The sequence below is a fragment of the Aureimonas sp. CAS genome, from assembly GCF_059838215.1.
The window spans coordinates 2430457-2446700 of record NZ_CM187563.1 but is presented as its reverse complement, the minus strand read 5'-3'; the positions used below and the strand labels follow the sequence as shown (position 1 = coordinate 2446700).

Genomic DNA, 16244 nt, shown 5'->3' with positions numbered 1-16244 from the left:
CGGCGCTCTGAGGGGAGCGCCGCATGAGCCTCGTTCTCGCCATTCCCTCCAAGGGACGCCTCAAGGACCAGACGGTCGGCGCGCTCGCCAAGGCGGGCATCCGCGTCATCTCCGACGAGGACACGCGCTCCTACCGTACGCGCGTGGAAGGCATCGACGGGCTGGAGGTGCAGCTTCTTTCCGCCTCCGAGATCGCCCGCGAGCTTCGCGACGGCGCGGTGCATCTCGGCGTCACCGGCGAGGACCTCCTGCGCGAGACCGCGCCGAACTTCCCGGAGACGATCGAGATCGTCGCCAAGCTCGGCTTCGGTCACGCCGACGTCGTCGTCGCGGTTCCCGACAGCTGGGTGGACGTGACGACGATGGAGGATCTGAACGACGTCGCGGGCTCGTTCCGGCAGCGCCACGGGCGCCGCATCCGCATCGCGACCAAATACTGGCGGCTGACTCAGGGCTTCCTGTCGCGCACCCACGGCATCCAGACCTACCGGATCGTGGAAAGCCTCGGAGCCACGGAGGGCGCGCCGGCCAGCGGCTCGGCGGACATCATCGTGGACATCACCACCTCCGGCTCGACGCTGTCCGCCAACCGGCTGCGCGTCCTGTCGGACGGGGTGATCCTGTCTTCGCAGGCCTGCCTCGCCCGCTCCCTGAAGGCGGGCACGGACGGCGCCGGAACGCTGGACGAGATCCGCCGCCGCATGGGGTGAGGCGCGGCACTCGCCGCGCCTCGATCGCTCAGTAGCGCGAGGCGCGAGCCTTGCGGTCGAGCGCGAAGGCGCCCGGGCCGTAGGCGGCGAGGAAGACGTAGCCGCCGGCCAGCGCGAAGTTCTTCAGGATGGCCGACATGTCGCCCATGTGCCCGATGAAGGCGGCGGCGACCGAGAAGGCGGCGAGCGCCAGGGCCGCGGCCATGGTCTGGAAACCGATCAGCACGAGAACGCCGGCGATCAGCTCGAAGGCGCCGACGAGATAGGCCATGGCGACGCCGCCCGGCACTCCGAGCGAGCCGAGATAGCCGGCGAAGCCTTCGGCGCCCGTCAGCTTGCCGAAGCTGCCGACGATGAAGATGACCGCCATCGCGACGCGCGCGACGAGGAGGACGATGGGGTTCACGGCACTGCTCCTTTGATTGTGCGGATGCAGTCCTACTGCGATCCCGCGACAACCGGAACACAAGCCGAAAGCGACTGATCGTTCACAAAAAGCGAACGATCAGTCGAATTGTTTTCGGCGGATCAGCCCGGACGGGTCATCGCCGCCGGATCGACGATCCGGTCATAGTCCTCACCCGAGACGAGGCCCGTCGCGAGCGCTTCCTCGCGCAGCGTCGTGCCGTTCTTGTGGGCCGTCTTGGCGATCTTGGCCGCCGCGTCGTAGCCGATCGTGGGGGCCAGCGCCGTCACCAGCATCAGCGAGCGCTCGAGCGCCTGCCGGATGTTGTCCTCGCGCGCCTCGATGCCCTGCACGCAGTTCTCGGTGAACGAGACCGACGCGTCGGCCATCAGGCGGACGGACTGCAGGAAATTGTAGGCCATCACCGGGTTGAAGACGTTCAGCTCGAAATGGCCCGAGGCGCCGGCGAAGGTGAGGGCCGCGTGGTTGCCGAAGATCTGGACGCAGACCTGCGTCAGCGCCTCGCACTGCGTCGGGTTCACCTTGCCGGGCATGATCGACGAGCCCGGCTCGTTCTCCGGAAGCTGCAGCTCGCCCAGGCCCGAACGCGGACCGGAGCCCAGGAAGCGGATGTCGTTGGCGATCTTAAACAGCGAGGCCGCGACCGTGTTGATCGCGCCGTGCGAGAAGACCATCGCGTCGTGCGCGGCCAGCGCCTCGAACTTGTTCGGCGCCGAGGTGAAGGGCAGGCCGGCGATCGAGGCGATGCGCTCGGCGACGCCTTCGGCGAAGCCGACCGGCGCGTTCAGGCCCGTGCCGACGGCCGTGCCGCCCTGCGCCAATTCCATCAGCGCCGGCAGCGTCGCCTCGATGCGGGCGATGCCGTTCTCGACCTGCTTGGCGTAGCCGGAGAACTCCTGCCCGAGCGTCAGCGGGGTGGCGTCCTGCGTGTGCGTGCGGCCGATCTTGATGATTGGCTCGAACTCCGCGCGCTTGGCCTCCAGCGCGCCGTGGAGCAGGCGCAGCGCCGGCAGCAGCCGGTGGACGATCTCCTCCGCGCAGGCCACGTGCATGGCCGTCGGGTAGGTGTCGTTCGACGACTGGCTCATATTGACGTGGTCGTTGGGGTGGACGGGCTTCTTGGAGCCCATCTCGCCGCCCATGATCTCGATCGCGCGGTTCGAGATCACCTCGTTGGCGTTCATGTTCGACTGGGTGCCGGAGCCCGTCTGCCAGACGACGAGCGGGAAGTGATCGTCGAGCTTGCCGTCGATGACCTCCTGCGCGGCTTCCACGATGGCCGCGCCGACATTCTTGTCCAGACGCCCCAGCGCCATGTTGGTCTCGGCCGCGGCGCGCTTCACGATGCCGAGGGCGCGCACGATGGGAAGGGGCTGACGCTCCCACCCGATCTTGAAATTGCCGAGCGAGCGCTGCGCCTGCGCGCCCCAGTAGCGATCCGACGCCACCTCGATCGCGCCGAAGGTATCCGTTTCCTGTCTCGTGGTCATGCTGCCCCCATGCCTGCCGGCCTTAGAGCGCCGTGCGTCCGATTGGACGCACAAGGGTCGCTCTTTCTCCACTGAATCTGCGCATCAGGCTTTCCAAAAATCGATCCTGATTTTCGGGCCGATGCTGTAATGGAAGCGGCGTTACCACGGGTTCGGCAGGGCCGGAACCCTGCGCCGGGAATCGAAGCGTTTGAAATGTCGTCGACGGGACCGCGAACGGAAAAAGGCCGCTCCGATCGCTCGGAGCGGCCCGTTCATTCGGACGTGAAGGTCGCTCAGCGGGCGCCGAGCTGGTCCTTCGCCGCGTCCTTGACCTTGCCGTAGTTCTTCTGGGTCTTGCCCTCGGCCTGATCCGCGAGGCCGTCCGCCTTCATGCGGTCGTTGCCCGTCGCGTTGCCAACGGCTTCCTTGAGCTTGCCGCCGATTTCCTTGGCGCCGCCCTTGATCGTGTTGCTGTCGACCATCGAATGATCTCCTCAATAAAGGGGTCGCACGTCGCGACCGTCGGGGGAGAGAACGTTGGTCGCGACCCTATGTTCCACGAGGCCGCTCACGAAGCGGAGAGGAGCCCGTAGATCTGCGTTGCGGCCAGGCCGCAGATGAGCGTTCCGACGAGGCGCAGGAGCAGCGGTCCGGGCAGCGCCTTCACCACATAGGCCGCGAAGGGGGCGGCGACCACGCCGCCTGCCACCAGTCCCGCCACCGCCATGGCGTGGGTGGCGAGCCCGTCGGCCTCGGCCCAATGTCCGGTCAGGAGCGCCAGGAGGAAGGCGAGCGAGACCGACAGGGTGACCAGGAACTCGGCCGCGTTCACCGTGCCGATCACGTAACGCGGCTGCCCGCCCGCGCCGAGCAGCCCGGTCGTGACGATCGGCCCCCATCCTCCGCCGCCCGCCGCATCGAGGAAGCCGCCGGCCGCCCCCATCGGGGGGACCAGCGCCGGCCGGATCGGCCGCGGCTTGCGGCGGGAGAAGGAGCGCCACAGCAGGAGTGCGCCGATCGTGGCGAGATAGGCCGCCACGAGGGGGCGCATGAAGGCGGCGTCGACGCTCGTCAGGACGTAGGTGCCCAGAACCCCGCCCAGGATCCCGAAGGGCACGAGGCGCCGGAAGAGCTTCCAGTCGATGTTGCGGTTGTAGATGTGGGCCGAGCCCGACGCCGCCGTGGTGAAGAGCTCGGCCGTGTGGACCGAGGCGGAGGCGGCTGCCGGCGTCACGCCGAAGGACAGAAGGACCGTGGTCGAGATCACGCCGTAGGCCATGCCGAGGGCGCCGTCGACGAGCTGGGCCAGAAGCCCGACCACGAAGAACAGGAGGAAGTCGTCCACGAGCGCGCCCCTCGCCGATGGCCGTCAGATCGAGCCGGCCTCGACCATGTAGTTGTTGGCCGTGCACATGGCCGAATCGTCGGACGCGAGGAAAAGTGTCATGCGGGCGAGGTGCTCGGGCTGAACGAGGTCGGGCAGGCACTGGCGCTTCAGATGGTCGGCGATCGCCTCCTCGCTGACCCAGAGTTCGCGCTGGCGGTCGGTCATCACCCAGCCCGGAACGACGGTGTTCACGCGGATGCGGTGCGGGCCGAGATCGCGCGCGAAAGAGCGAGTCATGCCATGCACGGCGGATTTGGCCGTCGTGTAGACCGGCATGCCGCCGCTCGCCTGCCACCAGGAGTTCGAGCCGAAATTGATGATCGAGCCGGCTCCCGCCGCGATCATGCCCGGCGCGACGGCCTGGATGGCGAAGAACATGTGGCGCAGATTGGTGGCGATGCGCTCGTCGTAATAGTCGGGCGTCACGTCCTCCCAGCCGTGGCGGTCGTCGCGCGCGGCGTTGTTGACGAGGACGAGCGGCGCGCCCTGCCTTTCGGCCAGGGCCGAGAAGGCGCGCTTGAGCGCGTCGATGTCGCGCAGGTCGCAGGCTTCGAAGGCGACCGAGGCGCCCCTGCCGGAAAGCTCGTCCGCGAGCGCATTGCCGCGCGCCTCGTCCAGATCGACGAAGGAGATGCGCGAGCCCTGTTCCGCGAAGGCGCGCACGATCTCCGCGCCGATGCCGGACGCTCCGCCGGTCACCAGAACGGAGCGGTCCTTGAGGCTGGGATAGGTCGCGAACTGCATCGGGTGTCCTCCTCGGAATGTCGGCCGCTGGCTTGCTGGGTTTCGGAGCGAAGCGCAACCGGTTTGTCGGAAGACGAGGAGGGAAGGCGACGGCGGCGCTCCGCCTTCCCCCGGAACGGGAGAAGGTCCCGGCAGGGGAATGAGGGCCTCATAGGGCGCGGCGTTCGCGCCTTGGAATGTCGCGGCTGCATGCCCTCACCCGGCCGGCGCTTCGCGCCGTCCACCCTCTCCCGTTCCGGGAGAGGAATCGCGCCCTTCCGCCCATCCCGGTGCCCGCCGGGCCGACCCTGAAATGAAAGAAGGTCCGGCGGATCGCTCCGCCGGACCTTCCTTGACTGTCAGCCTTGGGGAAGGCTTCCAGAACCCTGCCGGGTTCTTAGAAGTCCATGCCGCCACCCGAAACCGGGCCTGCCCGGTTTCGGCACCTTTGGAGATGGGCGGCTTTACGGCCTTCCAGAACCCTGACGGGTTCTTAGAAGTCCATGCCGCCCATGCCGCCCATGCCGCCGCCCGGCATCGCGGGCATGCCGCCGCCGTCCTTCTTCGGGGCCTCGGAGATCATCGCCTCGGTGGTGACGAGGAGACCGGCGACCGAAGCCGCGTCCTGCAGGGCCGAGCGAACGACCTTCACCGGATCGACAATGCCGGCCTGGATCATGTCGCCATACTCGGAGGTCTGGGCGTTGTAGCCGAAGGTCATCGAGGAGTTCTCGAGGAGCTTGCCGACCACGATCGAGCCTTCGCCGCCCGCGTTCTGGACAATCTGACGGATCGGAGCCTGAAGCGCCTTGCGGACGATCGAGATGCCGGCGTCCTGATCGGCGTTCTCGCCCTTCAGGTCGATGGCGTTCGAGGCGCGCAGGAGCGCGACGCCGCCGCCGGGCACGATGCCTTCCTCGACCGCCGCGCGGGTGGCGTTGAGGGCGTCGTCGACGCGGTCCTTCTTCTCCTTCACCTCGACCTCGGTCGCACCGCCGACGCGGATCACCGCGACGCCGCCCGCGAGCTTGGCCAGACGCTCCTGGAGCTTCTCACGGTCGTAGTCCGAGGTGGTCTCCTCGATCTGCTGCTTGATCTGGCCGACGCGGGCCTGGATGCCCGAGGCGTCGCCCGAACCGTCGACGATCGTGGTGTTCTCCTTGGTGATGGAGACCTTCTTGGCGCGGCCGAGCATGTCGAGCGTGACGTTCTCGAGCTTGATGCCGAGATCCTCGGAGACGACCTGGCCGCCCGTGAGGGTCGCGATGTCCTCGAGCATCGCCTTGCGGCGATCGCCGAAGCCCGGCGCCTTGACGGCGGCGATCTTGAGGCCGCCACGCAGCTTGTTGACGACGAGCGTGGCGAGCGCCTCGCCCTCGACGTCCTCGGAGATGATGACGAGCGGCTTGCCCGACTGCACGACGGCCTCGAGGACCGGCAGCATCGCCTGGAGGTTCGACAGCTTCTTCTCGTGCAGGAGGATGTAAGGATCCTCGAGCTCGGCGACCATCTTCTCGGCGTTGGTCACGAAGTACGGCGACAGGTAGCCGCGGTCGAACTGCATGCCCTCGACGACCTCGAGCTCGGTCTCGGCGGTCTTGGCTTCCTCGACGGTGATGACACCCTCGTTGCCGACCTTCTGCATGGCCGAGGCGATCATCTCGCCGATTTCCTTCTCGCCGTTCGCCGAGATGGTGCCGACCTGAGCGACCTCGTCGGAGGTCTCGATCTTGCGGGCCGAGGAGAGCAGGCTCTCGACGACCTTGGCCACGGCCTGATCGATGCCGCGCTTGACGTCCATCGGGTTCATGCCGGCGGCAACCGCCTTGGCGCCTTCCTTGACGATCGCCTGGGCGAGGACCGTCGCGGTCGTCGTGCCGTCGCCGGCCTTGTCGTTGGTCTTCGAGGCCACTTCGCGCACCATCTGGGCGCCCATGTTCTCGAACTTGTCCTCGAGCTCGATCTCCTTGGCGACGGAGACGCCGTCCTTGGTGATGCGCGGAGCGCCGAAGGACTTGTCGATCACGACGTTGCGGCCCTTCGGGCCGAGCGTGACCTTCACCGCGTCGGCGAGGATGTCGACGCCGCGCAGCATGCGCTCGCGCGCGTCACGGCCGAACTTGACTTCTTTGGCTGCCATTTTGGTTCTCTCCTGAAGCGTGGGTCCTCAAAGACCGCGACGCCCGTTAGGGGTTGAGAATGGTTGGGTGAGACGCTGCCCGAAGGATCAGCCGACGATCCCGAGGATGTCGGATTCCTTCATGATCAGAAGGTCCTCGCCGCCGAGCTTGATCTCGGTGCCGGACCACTTGCCGAACAGGATGCGGTCGCCGGCCTTCACCTCCAGCGGGTTGACCTTGCCGGTCTCGTCGCGCGCGCCCGCGCCGACGGCGACGATCTCGCCTTCCTGCGGCTTCTCCTTGGCGGTATCCGGGATGATGATCCCGCCCGCCGTCTTCGACTCGGACTCGACGCGGCGAACCACGACGCGGTCGTGCAGGGGACGGAAGTTCACGTTGGCCATCGATTGAAACCTTCGCTATTGGAACACCGGACGAGCCGGCGGATCGGATTGGCACTCAACGAGGTCGAGTGCTAACGGCGCCGAGATAGGCGATCCGGGTGCGGGATGTCAAGGTTGGGGCACGCTTCGCGACGGGGCTTTCCGGCGGTCCCGACGGCCCTTGGCCGGGCTGAGGGGCCTTGCCTTCCTTGACCGCGCGCTCCCGCCTCACTATCGGCTCGAACCCTGCGGGGCATCGTGCGGTGAGCCTGCCAGACGCCGAGGTCGAAAGGATGACAGTTCAGATGCGACCAGCCGAACTCGTCTCCATTTCCGCCCTGTCGGACGTAACGGGCGACTACGATCTGCTGCTCTGCGACGTGTGGGGCGTGGTGCATGACGGGCGCGTGAAGTCGCCGGCCGCCGAAGCCGCGCTCACGGCCGCGCGCCAGGCCGGCACCAAGGTCGTTCTCGTCACCAATTCGCCGCGCCCGTCCGCCGGCGTCGTCGGCCAGCTCGACGCGCTGAACGTCTCCCGCGACGCCTATGACGGCATCGTCACCTCCGGCGACGCCACGCGCGCTCTGATCGCCGCGGGACCGAAGACGGTCTTTCACATCGGTCTGGAGCGCGATCTCGACCTCTATGAGGGGCTGGGCGTCGAGACCGTTGACGAAGACGAGGCCGAGGTCGTCGTCGTCACCGGGCTGGTGCGCGACGAGGAGGAGACCCCGGACGACTACGCCGACCTTCTGGCGCGCCTCGCCGCGCGCGGCCTGCCGATGATCTGCGCCAATCCGGACATCGTCGTCCATCGCGGCGAGACCCTCGTCTACTGCGCCGGGGCGCTCGGCGAGGCCTATGCCGCGCTGGGCGGCAAGGTCAGCCTCGCCGGCAAGCCGCACGCGCCGATCTACGAGGTCGCGCTGGAGCGCGCCGGGCTGGCCGAGCCGCGCGTCCTGTGCATCGGCGACGGGCTGCACACCGACGTGAAGGGCGCCGCCTCCATTGGCGCCGACGTCCTCTTCGTACAGGAAGGCATCCACCGCGAGGAGCTCGCCGCGTTCCGGCAGGACGTCGCGGGGCTGTCCCGCGAGCTCGCGGCGCGCGGCGTCACGGCGCGCTACGTCATGCCGGAGCTTCGATGAATCCGAAGCCCATCGTCCGGGTGACCGAAGAGGCCCCTCTGCCCGACGCTCTTCGCGGGGCGGTCGTCGCCATCGGGAATTTCGACGGCGTCCATCGCGGCCATCAGGCGGTCCTGTCCGTCGCGCGCGCCAAGGCCGAAGATCTGGGCCGGCCGCTGGTCGTCCTGACCTTCGAGCCGCATCCGCGCTCGGTCTTCGCGCCCGACCGTCCGGTGCCGCGCCTGACGCCCGCGCCCTTGAAGGCCAGCCTCTTCGAAGCGCTCGGCATCTCGGCCGTGATCGAACAAGGCTTCGACCGGACCTATGCGAGCCTGCCGGCGAACGAGTTCGTCGAGCGGACGCTGATGGAGCGTCTGGGCGCCGCGTATGTCGTCGTCGGCTTCGACTTCTGCTTCGGAGCCAAACGCTCCGGCAACGCCGAACTGCTGCGCGAGGCGGGCGAGCGTCATGGTTTCGGCGTGACCGTGGTCGAGGCCTTCGCGGACGGTCCGGCCGGGGCCGTATCGTCCAGCCGCATTCGCGAGGCTCTGGGGGAGGGGCGCGTGGAGGATGCCGCGGCTCTTCTCGGCTACCACTTCACCGTGGCGGGGCGCGTCTCCCACGGTGCCAAGCTCGGGCGCACGCTCGGTTATCCGACGGCCAACATGGAACTGCCGTTCCCGGACCTTCTGGCCCACGGCATCTATGCGGTGCGTTTGCGCCGCGCCGACGGAACGCTGCACGGCGGGGTCGCGAGCTATGGCCGCCGCCCGACCTTCGACGACGGCGCGCCGCTCTTCGAGACCTTCCTCTTCGATTTCTCCGGCGACCTCTACGGCGAGGAGGTCCGCGTCTCGATCGTCTCCCGCCTGCGCGGCGAGGAGCGCTTCGACAGCGCCGAAGCGCTGGTTGCGCAGATGGACCGCGACGCGGATCGGGCGCGGACCCTGCTGGCGCGCGCCGGGCCCTTGTCGGACCTCGACCGGGCGCTCGCCTTCTGATGCCTCTTTATCCGCGTCCCGCGCATTGATAGAGAGGCGCCATGCTCGCCATCCTTCGATCACACGCTCTTCTTCGCGGGCGAATTAGCCGCCCGGTCCGGCCGGCGCGCTGAACGAGCGCGCGGTCGGCGCCGGGACGACGCCCGCCCGCGGATGCAGGATGTTCCGCGTCCGCCCTCCTTCAGCCGGTGCCCCGCAGCGCACCGGCACCGCCGAAAGACGAACCGGACCATGACGAAGACGACCGAGGCCGCCGACTACTCGTCGACGCTGTACCTTCCGAAGACCGATTTCCCGATGCGCGCCGGCCTGCCGGCGGCCGAGCCGCGCTGGATCGAGCGCTGGGACGAGATCGACCTTTACGGCAAGCTTCGAAAGGCCGGCGAGGGACGCGAGAAATACGTCCTGCATGACGGTCCGCCCTACGCCAACGGTCGCCTGCACATCGGCCACGCCCTGAACAAGGTGCTCAAGGACGTCGTCACCCGCTCCTTCCAGATGCGCGGGCGCGATTCCAACTACGTGCCCGGCTGGGACTGCCACGGTCTTCCGATCGAGTGGAAGATCGAGGAGGAGAACTACCGGGCCAAGGGCAAGTCGAAGCCCGACCTTTCCGACTCCACCGCCATGCTCGCCTTCCGGCGCGAGTGCCGCGACTACGCCGCCCACTGGGTGGGCGAGCAGTCGAAGGAGTTCCGCCGCCTCGGCGTCGAGGGCGACTTCAAGGACCCGTATCTGACCATGGCCTACGGGGCCGAGGCGACGATCGCGGGCGAATTGATGAAGTTCGCGATGAGCGGCCAGCTCTATCGCGGCTCCAAGCCCATCATGTGGTCGGTGGTGGAGAAGACCGCGCTCGCCGAGGCCGAGGTCGAGTATCACGACCATGAGAGCGATACGGTCTGGGTGAAGTTCCTCGTTCGGGGCGACGGCGCTCTGTCGGGTGCCTCGGTGGTCATCTGGACGACGACGCCCTGGACGCTGCCGGGCAACCGCGCCATCGCCTTCTCCGACCGCGTCGCCTACGGGCTCTACGAGGTCACCGCGCCGGACGATTCGCAGAACCCGCGCTGGGCGAGGCACGGCGAACGCCTGATCCTGGCCGACGCGCTGGCCGTCGACGTTTTCGCCAAGGCGCGCGTGCCGGAGGGCGGGTGGAAGCAGCTTCGGACCGTCGAGGCTCGCGAGCTGGAAGGGCTCCTTTGCGACCATCCGCTGCGCGGCTGGTCCCCCTCATCCGGTCCTTCGGACCACCTTCTCCCCGATGGGGAGAAGAACGGGGCGGCCTCGCAGGCGTCGGCGGAAGGGCTCCATTCCTCACCCCGCCGGGGAGAGGGTGCCGAGCGCAGCGAGGCGGGTGAGGGGGCGAGCGCATGGCGCTCGCAGGGCTCGTCCGAACTCTACGCCTTCCCCGTTCCGCTGCTCGCCGGCGATCACGTCACCGACGATGCGGGCACGGGCTTCGTCCACACCGCGCCGTCGCACGGCCGCGAGGACTTCGACGTCTGGACCGCCGCGCGGCGCGAGCTGGAGCAGCGCGGCATCGACACCGCGATCCCCTTCACGGTGGACGACGACGGCTTCTACACCAAGGACGCGCCGGGCTTCGGGCCGGACGCGGAGGGCGGGCCCGCGCGCGTCATCGACGACAAGGGCAAGAAGGGCGACGCCAACAAGCGTGTCATCGACGCGCTGGTCGAGCGCGGCCATCTGCTCGCGCGCGGCCGCCTGAAGCACTCCTACCCGCACTCCTGGCGCTCCAAGAAGCCGGTCATCTTCCGCAACACGCCGCAATGGTTCGTCCACATGGACAAGGCCCTCGGCGGCTATGAGTTGGACGCCGAGACCGGCATGCCCTCATCCGGCCCTTCGGGCCACCTTCTCCCCCGGGGGAGAAGGGCGCGGCGTCGGCGGAAGAGCGCCTTCCCTCTCCCGTCTCGGGAGAGGGTGGTTCGCGCAGCGAACCGGGTGAGGGCTTGGCGGGCGTTGGCTCTGCCGAGGATACCCTCCGCGCCCGCGCCCTTCGCGCCATCGAGGAGACGCGCTTCGTGCCGGCCTCCGGCCAGAACCGCCTGCGCGGCATGATCGCGGAACGGCCCGACTGGGTTCTGTCGCGCCAGCGCGCCTGGGGCGTGCCGATCTGCGTCTTCGTCGACGAGGACGGGCAGGTTCTGAAGGACGAGACGGTGAACGCCCGTATCCTCGAAGGCTTCGAGGCCGAAGGCGCCGACGCCTGGTTCGCCGAAGGCGCGCGCGAGCGCTTCCTCGGCCCCAAGGCGAACGAGCCCTGGACGATGGTGCGCGACATCCTCGACGTCTGGTTCGACTCGGGCTCCACGCACGCCTTCTGCCTGGAGAAGCGTGGCGACCTGAAATGGCCGGCGGACCTCTATCTGGAGGGCTCCGACCAGCATCGCGGCTGGTTCCACTCCTCGCTTCTGGAGAGCTGCGGCACGCGCGGCCGCGCGCCCTACGACGCGGTCCTGACGCACGGCTTCGTCATGGACGAGGACGGGCGCAAGATGTCGAAATCGCTCGGCAACGTCGTGACGCCGCAGGAGGTGATCCAGCAGTCGGGCGCCGACATCCTGCGGCTCTGGGTCGTCTCCTCCGACTATTCGGAGGATCTGCGGCTCGGCAAGACGATCCTGCAGACCAATGTCGACGCCTATCGCAAGCTGCGCAACACGCTGCGCTGGATGCTCGGCACGCTCGCGCACGACACCGGCGAGGAGGTCGCGCTCGCCGGCATGCCGGAGCTGGAGCGGCTGATGCTGCACCGACTCGCCGAAATCGGCGAGGTCGTGGAGAAGGGCTACGATTCCTTCGACTTCAAGCGCATCGCCAGAACGCTCATCGACTTCATGGTCGTGGAACTTTCGGCCTTCTACTTCGACGTTCGCAAGGACGCGCTCTACTGCGACGCGCCGTCGAGCGTGCGCCGCAAGGCGGCGCTCTACGTCGTGCGCCAGCTCTTCGACCGTCTGGTGACCTGGACCGCGCCGCTCCTGCCCTTCACGACGGAGGAAGCGTGGCTCTCGGCCTACCCGGAGGCCGTCTCGGTTCATCTGGAGCAGTTCCGGGCAACGCCCGCCGAATGGCGCGACGAGGCGCTGGCGGAGCGCTGGCGCAGGCTGCGCCGCGTGCGCCGCGTGGTGATGGGGGCGCTGGAAGAGAAGCGGCGCACGAAGGAGATCGGCTCCTCGCTGGAGGCCGCTCCCGTCGTCCACATCGAGGATGCGGAACTGCGCGCGCTCGTCGAGGCGCGCGACTTCGCCGAGATCGCGATCACCAGCGATCTGACGGTGTCCGCCGAGCCGGCCCCGGAGGATGCGTTCCGTCTGCCCGACGTCTCCGGCGTCGCGGTCGTCTTCGCGCGGGCCGAAGGGCGCAAATGCGCGCGGTCCTGGAAGGTCAGCCCGCAGGTCGGAACGGACCCGGACTATCCCGACGTCACGCCGCGCGATGCGCAGGCGCTGCGCGAACTGTCGGCGGCCGGGCTTCTGCCGGCCTGAGGCTTGCCGGCGGCGTTGCGGCCGGCTTTGCGCCAGCCTATAACTCGGCCGCGATGAGCTGGCCCGCAATTCGCCGGATTGTGGTGCAAGTGGCGGGGAGCGCGTGTCCCGTCCGGTCGACGGCCGGGGCCGCGGAGATGGACGGGGGTTCCTGTGACGAACACCAATGCTCGCCGGCTTTCCGCCGGCCTGATCTTCGGCGCCGCCGGGCTCGCCCTGGCGGGCTGCTCTTCCGGGCCGACCTACGGCACCGGCACCTCGCAGGGCCAGCAGCTCTTCTCCGACATCGACGGGATCTTCTCGCTCGGCTCGAACCGGGGGGATGGCGAAGAGATTTCCAACGCGCCGCGCCCGGAACTGGTGCGCCCGGCGTCGATCGGCGCGCTGCCGCCGCCGCGCCCGGCGAACGCCGCTGCGAACGACCCCAACTGGCCGCAGTCGCCTGAAGTGATCCGCGCGCGCAATCTGGCCGCCGCCGAGGCGACCCGCGACGCGGCCACGCTTCCGGCGGACTTCAATCCGTCCACCGGGGCGCGCATGGCACGCGACCCGAACGCCATCCGCCCGACGGACGATGCCGCGCTCGATCGCTCGACGCTCACCCCGGCCGAGCTTCGCGGTCAGCGGCAGGCGGTGGCCGCCCAGCGGGCCGCCACGCGGCAGGGTTCGCCCACGCAGCGCCGCTATCTGTCCGAGCCGCCCGTGACCTATCGTCAGCCGGCGGCGACGGCCCCGGCCGGCGACCTCGGTGTGGACGAGGAGGTCAAGCTGCGCCGGGCCGACGGCGTTCGTCCGCTGGGCGCCCGCATCCGCGAGGCTCTGCCCTTCTGAGGGGGCGTTTGCGGCAAGGCGGCTCGGGCGCGCGGTTATTCTCGGCGCGCCGCGAAGAAGTTCTTGAGCAAGGTCGCGCTCGGTCCCTCCGCGATGCCGGAATAGACCTCCGGCGCGTGATGGCAGGTCGGCTGGCTGTAGAAGCGGCTTCCGTGTTCCACCGCGCCGCCCTTCTCGTCGCCGACGCCGTAATAGAGGCGACGCAGACGGGCGAAGGAGATGGCGCCCGCGCACATGGCGCAGGGCTCCAGCGTCACGTAGAGGTCGAGGCCGGTGAGGCGCTCCTGTCCCAGCGCCGCGCAGGCGCGGCGGATGGCGAGGATCTCGGCATGGGCCGTCGGGTCGTTCAGCGCGCGGGTCTCGTTGCCCGCCGAGGCGATCACCCGCACGCCGTCCGTGACGACGGCGCCGACCGGCACTTCGCCTCGCGCGCCCGCCTCGCGGGCCTGCGCGAGGGCCAGATCCATGAAATTGATCCGCGTCACCGGCTTTCCTCTCGTTCGGGGACGGAGCACCTGTTACAGAGCGCGCTTGGCAAGAGATAGACGATCATGAGCGACGAGAACGGCGGCAAGCGCGGTCCCGGCAAGGGTGGACGCGGGTTTTCCAAGGGTGGCGGCAAGCCGGGCGGGTTCAAGCCGCGCACGGGAGCCGGCCCGCGCCCCGGCGGCAAGCCGTTCCGCGCCCGGCCGGAACGCGCTGACGGCGGCGAGGCGCGGGGCGAGCGTCCCCGTTTCGAGCGTCCGGCCGAGGGAGCCGAGGGCGGCGAGAAGAAGCCGTTCCGGCCGCGCGGCCAGCGCGCGCCCGGCAAGGGCGGCGCGGAGCGCCGACCGTTCTTCAAGCGCGGGGAGGAGAGGAGCGAGGGGGAGAACAAGCCCTTCCGCGCCCGCTCCGAGCGGCCGTCGGGCGAAGGGCGTCGCGAGGATCGCCCGCGCGCCGATCGCGCCGAGGGCGAGCGCAAGCCTTTCCGCCCGTTCAGGGACAGAGGCGAGGGCGACGCCCCGCGCGCCCGCGACAACCGTTCCGAGGGCGGCGACCGTAAGCCGTTCACGCCGAAGAGCCGGGGCATGTTCTCCCATGGCGGCCGCGACGAGAATGGCGAGCGGAAGGCGCCGCGCAGCTATGGTCGCCTGAGCCATGGCGAGGCGTCCGCCGAGCGCCGTCCGCGCGCGGCCAAGCCCGAAGGCGAGCGCCCGCGTCGCGACGAGCGGCCCCGCGAGGACGCGTCGGCCCCGGACAAGATGCGCATCGCCAAACGTCTGGCGCGCGTCGGCATCGCCTCGCGCCGCGACGCGGAGGGCATGATCGCCGACGGGCGCGTGAAGGTGAACGGGCGCATCATCGAAAGCCCCGCGCTCGACGTCGGCCCCGCGGACCGGATCGAGATCGACGGCGCGCCGCTTCCCGCCATCGAGCGCACGCGCCTGTGGCTCTTTCACAAGCCGGCCGGCACCGTCACCACCAACCGCGATCCGGAAGGCCGCCCGACCGTCTTCGACCGTCTGCCGGAGGAGATGCCGCGCGTTCTCTCCGTCGGCCGGCTGGACATCAACACCGAGGGGCTCCTGCTTCTCACCAATGACGGCGGGCTCGCGCGTCTTCTCGAACTGCCGGCGACCGGCTGGCTGCGCCGCTACCGCGTGCGCGCCCATGGTTCGATCACCCAGGCGCGGCTCGACGAGCTTCGTCAGGGCATCGCGGTCGACGGCGTCTTCTACGGCGCGATCGAAGCGAGCCTCGACAAGGAGCAGGGCTCCAACGTCTGGCTGACGCTCGGCCTTCGCGAGGGCAAGAACCGCGAGGTCAAGAAGGTGCTCGCGCATCTCGGCCTCGACGTGAACCGCCTGATCCGCGTCTCCTTCGGGCCGTTCCAGCTCGGCGAGCTGGAAGAGGGCGCGGTGATGGAGATCAAGGGCCGCACGCTGCGCGATCAGCTCGGCGAGCGCCTGATCGAGGAGGCCGGCGCCGATTTCGACGCGCCGATCGTCAATCCGTTCTCCAACAAGCCGGTGGCCGAGAAGCCGCGCGAGGAGAAGCCCGCGCGCGCCAAGGGCGAGTGGATCTCCGCGTCCGGTGCCGACAAGCCCAACCGGAAGCGCTTCGGCGCCGCCAAGCGCGAGGACGCGCTCGGGCGCCTCGACACCAAGGCGCCGCGCAAGTTCGACAGGGGAGACCGTCCCGAGCGCGGCGAGCGCCGGGACCGCCCCGAACGAGGCGAGCGTCCTTTCGGCGAGCGCAAGCCGCGCTCCTTCGGCGATCGTCCCGACCGCGGCGAAGGCGACGACAAGCGGCCCGTCCGCCGTCCCGCGAGCGCGGGCAAGCGCACCGCCAATGTCTGGATGGCGCCCGGCGCGCGGGCCGTCGGCGACAAGAAGAAGGCCGAGCGCGCCGAACGCGATGCGCTTCGCGCCGAACGCGGGCCGTCGCGCGGCCCCCGGCCGTCCTCCGGCGCGCCCCGCACCCAGGCGCCGCGCGGTCCGGGCGGCGACCGGCCGCGCTCGCGTCCGGACGGCGGTCCGAAGCGTCCGCCGCGGGACTAGGCGTCCAT

13 protein-coding genes and 2 pseudogenes are annotated in these 16244 nt (G+C 69.4%); 7 read left to right on the top strand and 8 right to left on the bottom strand.

From position 1 onward, the window contains the following. Positions 1 to 23: 23 nt before the first annotated feature. The gene (gene hisG / locus AC6R2M_RS11760; RefSeq protein ID WP_500482339.1) at positions 24 to 710 is read left to right on the top strand and encodes an ATP phosphoribosyltransferase; all 687 of its coding nucleotides are present in this window, start codon (positions 24 to 26) and stop codon (positions 708 to 710) included. Positions 711 to 738: 28 nt separating this feature from the next. Here the strand turns inward: hisG and AC6R2M_RS11755 are convergent, their stop codons facing one another. From AC6R2M_RS11755 to groES, 7 genes are all read right to left on the bottom strand, one after another. After that, positions 739 to 1116, bottom strand: coding sequence for a DoxX family protein (locus AC6R2M_RS11755; protein ID WP_500482337.1), 378 nt, complete (start codon positions 1114 to 1116; stop codon positions 739 to 741). A 122-nt stretch (positions 1117 to 1238) separates the two neighbouring features. Next, entirely contained in the window at positions 1239 to 2627 is a 1389-nt protein-coding gene (gene fumC / locus AC6R2M_RS11750; protein WP_500482335.1) for a class II fumarate hydratase, read from the bottom strand. Positions 2628 to 2902: 275 nt separating this feature from the next. Continuing rightward, a complete protein-coding gene (locus tag AC6R2M_RS11745; protein ID WP_500482333.1) occupies positions 2903 to 3091 on the bottom strand; it encodes a CsbD family protein in 189 nt (62 codons plus the stop codon). 86 nt (positions 3092 to 3177) lie between these two features. Beyond that, entirely contained in the window at positions 3178 to 3954 is a 777-nt protein-coding gene (locus AC6R2M_RS11740) for a sulfite exporter TauE/SafE family protein (protein WP_500482331.1), read from the bottom strand. A 24-nt stretch (positions 3955 to 3978) separates the two neighbouring features. Next, positions 3979 to 4740, bottom strand: a complete 762-nt coding sequence (locus AC6R2M_RS11735; RefSeq protein WP_500482330.1) for an SDR family NAD(P)-dependent oxidoreductase — start codon at positions 4738 to 4740, stop codon at positions 3979 to 3981. Positions 4741 to 5212: 472 nt separating this feature from the next. Next, a complete protein-coding gene (gene groL / locus AC6R2M_RS11730; protein ID WP_500482328.1) occupies positions 5213 to 6859 on the bottom strand; it encodes a chaperonin GroEL in 1647 nt (548 codons plus the stop codon). An 87-nt stretch (positions 6860 to 6946) separates the two neighbouring features. Further along, complete coding sequence (gene groES / locus AC6R2M_RS11725) at positions 6947 to 7243, bottom strand: co-chaperone GroES (RefSeq protein WP_019996686.1); 297 nt, start codon at positions 7241 to 7243, stop codon at positions 6947 to 6949. A gap of 284 nt (positions 7244 to 7527) precedes the next feature. Here groES and AC6R2M_RS11720 point away from each other — a divergent pair, with 284 nt between their 5' ends. From AC6R2M_RS11720 to AC6R2M_RS11700, 5 genes and pseudogenes are all read left to right on the top strand, one after another. After that, positions 7528 to 8370, top strand: coding sequence for a TIGR01459 family HAD-type hydrolase (locus AC6R2M_RS11720; protein WP_500482325.1), 843 nt, complete (start codon positions 7528 to 7530; stop codon positions 8368 to 8370). After that, on the top strand, positions 8367 to 9350 hold the full coding sequence (locus AC6R2M_RS11715; RefSeq protein ID WP_500482323.1) for a bifunctional riboflavin kinase/FAD synthetase: 984 nt from the start codon (positions 8367 to 8369) through the stop codon (positions 9348 to 9350). The genes AC6R2M_RS11720 and AC6R2M_RS11715 overlap by 4 nt, the downstream gene beginning before the upstream one ends. A 231-nt stretch (positions 9351 to 9581) precedes the next feature. After that, positions 9582 to 11165: pseudogene (locus AC6R2M_RS11710) on the top strand (class I tRNA ligase family protein); the annotation flags it as partial. 185 nt (positions 11166 to 11350) lie between these two features. Further along, positions 11351 to 12865: pseudogene (locus tag AC6R2M_RS11705) on the top strand (class I tRNA ligase family protein); the annotation flags it as partial. Positions 12866 to 13018: 153 nt separating this feature from the next. Further along, on the top strand, positions 13019 to 13696 hold the full coding sequence (locus AC6R2M_RS11700; protein ID WP_500482321.1) for a hypothetical protein: 678 nt from the start codon (positions 13019 to 13021) through the stop codon (positions 13694 to 13696). A 35-nt stretch (positions 13697 to 13731) separates the two neighbouring features. On the opposite strand, the gene AC6R2M_RS11695 is transcribed toward AC6R2M_RS11700, so the two are convergent. Then, positions 13732 to 14163 (bottom strand): nucleoside deaminase, encoded by a 432-nt coding sequence (locus AC6R2M_RS11695; RefSeq protein ID WP_500487576.1) that lies wholly within the window; start codon positions 14161 to 14163, stop codon positions 13732 to 13734. 84 nt (positions 14164 to 14247) lie between these two features. On the opposite strand from AC6R2M_RS11695, the gene AC6R2M_RS11690 reads away from it, so the two are divergent. Further along, entirely contained in the window at positions 14248 to 16236 is a 1989-nt protein-coding gene (locus tag AC6R2M_RS11690) for a pseudouridine synthase (RefSeq protein WP_500482319.1), read from the top strand. Positions 16237 to 16244: the final 8 nt, after the last annotated feature.

What these genes read in the sequence shown, in the direction of transcription:
- groES (WP_019996686.1), bottom strand. Translation starts at nt 7,243, where the DNA reads ATGGCCAACGTGAACTTCCGTCCCCTGCACGACCGCGTCGTGGTTCGC.
- fumC (WP_500482335.1), bottom strand. Translation starts at nt 2,627, where the DNA reads ATGACCACGAGACAGGAAACGGATACCTTCGGCGCGATCGAGGTGGCG.
- groL (WP_500482328.1), bottom strand. Translation starts at nt 6,859, where the DNA reads ATGGCAGCCAAAGAAGTCAAGTTCGGCCGTGACGCGCGCGAGCGCATG.
- AC6R2M_RS11690 (WP_500482319.1), top strand. Translation starts at nt 14,248, where the DNA reads ATGAGCGACGAGAACGGCGGCAAGCGCGGTCCCGGCAAGGGTGGACGC.
- AC6R2M_RS11735 (WP_500482330.1), bottom strand. Translation starts at nt 4,740, where the DNA reads ATGCAGTTCGCGACCTATCCCAGCCTCAAGGACCGCTCCGTTCTGGTG.
- AC6R2M_RS11720 (WP_500482325.1), top strand. Translation starts at nt 7,528, where the DNA reads ATGCGACCAGCCGAACTCGTCTCCATTTCCGCCCTGTCGGACGTAACG.
- AC6R2M_RS11695 (WP_500487576.1), bottom strand. Translation starts at nt 14,163, where the DNA reads ATGGATCTGGCCCTCGCGCAGGCCCGCGAGGCGGGCGCGCGAGGCGAA.
- hisG (WP_500482339.1), top strand. Translation starts at nt 24, where the DNA reads ATGAGCCTCGTTCTCGCCATTCCCTCCAAGGGACGCCTCAAGGACCAG.
- AC6R2M_RS11715 (WP_500482323.1), top strand. Translation starts at nt 8,367, where the DNA reads ATGAATCCGAAGCCCATCGTCCGGGTGACCGAAGAGGCCCCTCTGCCC.
- AC6R2M_RS11745 (WP_500482333.1), bottom strand. Translation starts at nt 3,091, where the DNA reads ATGGTCGACAGCAACACGATCAAGGGCGGCGCCAAGGAAATCGGCGGC.